At 49.6% G+C, this 3,194-nt stretch carries 3 protein-coding genes; 1 reads left to right on the top strand and 2 read right to left on the bottom strand.

The window, feature by feature from the left end:
• Positions 1-203, top strand: a 203-nt coding sequence (locus tag QVP90_RS06925) for a PD-(D/E)XK nuclease domain-containing protein (RefSeq protein WP_288203986.1), incomplete at its 5' end; no start/stop codon positions are given.
• Between the two features lie 143 nt (positions 204-346).
• Here the strand turns inward: QVP90_RS06925 and QVP90_RS06920 are convergent.
• Positions 347-3,010: a hypothetical protein gene (locus tag QVP90_RS06920; protein WP_021936016.1), complete on the bottom strand. Its 2,664-nt coding sequence runs from the start codon at positions 3,008-3,010 to the stop codon at positions 347-349.
• A gap of 9 nt (positions 3,011-3,019) precedes the next feature.
• A complete protein-coding gene (locus QVP90_RS06915; RefSeq protein ID WP_288203988.1) occupies positions 3,020-3,133 on the bottom strand; it encodes a T9SS type A sorting domain-containing protein in 114 nt (37 codons plus the stop codon).
• Positions 3,134-3,194: the final 61 nt, after the last annotated feature.

Genomic DNA, 3,194 nt, shown 5'->3' with positions numbered 1-3,194 from the left:
CGGACGACCGTCTGGTGGAGTTCAAATATTACAAGGCCAAAGAGGCGGAAAAGATGTTAGGACTGGATGCGCCCCTGCCCGAACATGTGGAACAGGTGCATCGCTATGCCGAAGACACACTGCGGCATTTCCCGAACTATAAGGTGCGGACGTATGTGGTTTACATCTGTGCCAACCGGGGATGGAAATGCTGGGAGGTATAAAAAAGAGATTTGACCGTAAAAGAAACAGCCATCCTTGACAATGTGAGAAATGGATATAAAAAAGCGGGAGAACCACCGTATATTCTCCCGCTTTAACCGCATACATTGATTGTATACCTTGATCGTATCGTATTATCAGCAACTTACATCCGAATCACTTCCAGATAATCCAAATTACAATCGTTAGCATCTTCCCTACCATGAGACATATTCGAGTCAAAACCCTTGCCCTCCGGATTGAGTCTTAAACTGACCGTATGACGTCCCGCCTTCATATTCTTCCACAAATAATTGGAACGCATCCACTTATTCCAGTCTCCCGTAGCTTCGAGAATAAATGTACCGGCATCAACATTGTCGATAAATACCGAACGAATCGTACAGTAGGTGCCATCGGGTCCATGACCGTTTGCACCGGAAAGCACGAGCGCATAATCACCATCAACAGGCACATCGACGGTAAAGGTCACATCGGCCGGTTTTGCATACAAATCGACTATAAATCCCCGGCCGGAATATCCGGAATGAGCCTGACTGAATGTCCCTTTCGACACGGCATCTTCCGCTTCGAACACTTTGCGCCAGTCTGTCTTTATCACCGGATTGGAACAATCGGACTTGAATCCCCGGCTATCCATCGAATATACAGAATAGAACCCGGCAGGCTCCCGGCTCAAATCGTAAGGAAACGTAATCTCCTTATCCTCTCTCTCCCGGCTACACAGAAAATAGCGCAACCCCGGCTCTACGGAACAATTAATCACCTGTCCCTCCTGAATGAGCACCGGCTCTACCGGCGACCAGTCCTTACGCGGTCCCGGCTGAACAAGATTCATTTTCTCTCCGGCAGGCACTGTTGTCATCACAATGTCAATCGTGTAATCTCCCTGAGCCGTTGCAGGAAACAGATAAGGCAAGCTCTGTTCCTCCCCGTTCACGAGAAGACGTTTCACGGTATTTCCCTTTCCGGTGACATTCAAGTTCAACACGGCATCCCGGTAACGGAAATTCTCCAATGAGATCTTCCCATCTACCAGATCCGGTATCACAGGAGTGAAAGTGATCCCCTCCTCGCTCATCGTCATCCCGAACAGTACACGATATACCATACTGATATAAGATGCCACAGACCATAACTGGCGGGAAGAGTTCAACGCCGTACCGCGATCGTAGCCCGTATCATAAGTCATATTTTCTTTGTGAGTCAGAAACAGTGCTCCGGCACGCATCAGCGATTTCATCATATGTTCCACCACTTGCACGTTTTTCGCATCACGGGCAGCATACATATAAGGAGTTTCCCAAACCGGCCATACGCTTTTGTTATGATAAGAAAAATCATCCGGAATGCTGGGATACAGCACGGCTGCCCCATAAGGATAAACCGGAAAATTTTCCACCATCTTCGCACTCTGTTCCGGGGTGGCTATACCCAACACGGCTGCCAGTCCATTCGACATCACCCCCACTCTTTGAGCAGGCCGGTATCCCAAATACTCCGGATAGAGATAACAGGTATAGCACCCCTGTTTCTCGTCCCAAAAACGCTTATTGATATTCTCTTTCAGCAAATCGGCATATTGATCCCACACGGCAATCTCTTCCGCCGGCTTCCCGGTGATCCGTCCGGCAGCCCCGAGAAACTGATAGAGGAACTTGTGCAGTGCATTGGTGCCACTGGAAAAAGAATCGGCAATAACGGAATTGATAAACCAATTGGGATAGGTATGGGTACGCCAGTCCATCGAGCAGGTTTCTCCCTTAAACAAACCGGCATTCGCATCAAACGCCACATGGATGTCTTTCTGTGCCGTATACTTCAACCCATCGTACACCGATTCCAGCCAACTCTTATCGCCCGTGTACAGATAATATTCCCAAGCCGCCATTGCCCAGACAACGCGGTCGGTAGAGATGGGCCAGGAACCGCCGCTACCGGTATCCTGCAAGGCTTCTTTCGGATTCTGCAAGGTTTGTTTTTCCAATGTCTTGCGCGAAACCTCCGGCAATATCCAGGCATAAGAGAAATAAATGCTGTACACCGCGTCACGCGTCCATGTATCGGGCCACAACGCACCTGCCATGAAGGTACTGTCCGTACGGATGTCGAGCAGCATCTCTTCCAATGCCATGTTGTAAAGGGCTGCCAGCAAGCGGTTGTTTTCGGTCGTGAAACGGGGAAATGCAGAAATATCCTTTTGCAGTTTCCAGCGATCCTTGCCGTGATAGTCCGATTCGATTTCGGTATCGGAAACGGCAACCGCCTCTCTTGTGCCGAGGAAAGAGGCATCGGTCACCTTGTCCGGAGTCAGCACGAAAGAGAGTTCCGTACCGGTTTCCCGCACGATGTTCCAATGCGAACGATAGTCCTTCACACGGTCGGAATCATCCATGACTATTCCGTCTGCCCGCCGCGCTAAATGGCGTTCCGTCTCCGCCGCCCCGTTTTCGAGCGTATACCAGCCGCAATTTTTCTGGGTGACAAAATCAAAACCGCCATACTTCCATTTCATGTTCTCTGTCTCTTGACCTCCCGGAGCAGCACAAACCGCCCCTTCGCCGTCGAGTTGCAGATAGTTTCCGCTTTTCTTGTTCTTGATCAGAAACTCCTCACCGGAAGTACCTTCAATGATCCAGAGGTATTCATCTCCGGAAGGCTCGGCAGCAAAACAGAAGCTCCCCTGCTTCTCTCCCAAATACTCGCCACTTTCACGATTCTGCAAACTCCACTCGGAATAGACCTTATCGCTCCGGCACGACACCAGAAACAACAGTGCAAACAAGCTACAATATAGGTATAACTTCATATGGAAGAATTATTTTATAATTAATTTCTTGGTAACGACCTGATCATCGGATTCGATGCGAACCACATAATGCCCGCTATTCCAGCCGGCCACCCGGATGTTGGCAGTACGTTCCGCAACCATCGACTCAACCGGCTGCCCCATCATGTTGTAAACAATAATACGGACATTGGCAGAGCCGGTT

The organism is Bacteroides sp. CAG:189, from assembly GCF_000432295.1.
GTDB classification, from domain to species: domain Bacteria; phylum Bacteroidota; class Bacteroidia; order Bacteroidales; family Bacteroidaceae; genus Bacteroides; species Bacteroides salyersiae.
Note: the sequence above shows the minus strand (reverse complement) of the source record. Positions and strands in the feature narration are given on the sequence as shown.

Excerpts from the sequence above, each read along its gene's own strand:
- QVP90_RS06915 (WP_288203988.1), bottom strand. The coding sequence starts at position 3,133 with ATGGTTGCGGAACGTACTGCCAACATCCGGGTGGCCGGCTGGAATAGC.
- QVP90_RS06920 (WP_021936016.1), bottom strand. The coding sequence starts at position 3,010 with ATGAAGTTATACCTATATTGTAGCTTGTTTGCACTGTTGTTTCTGGTG.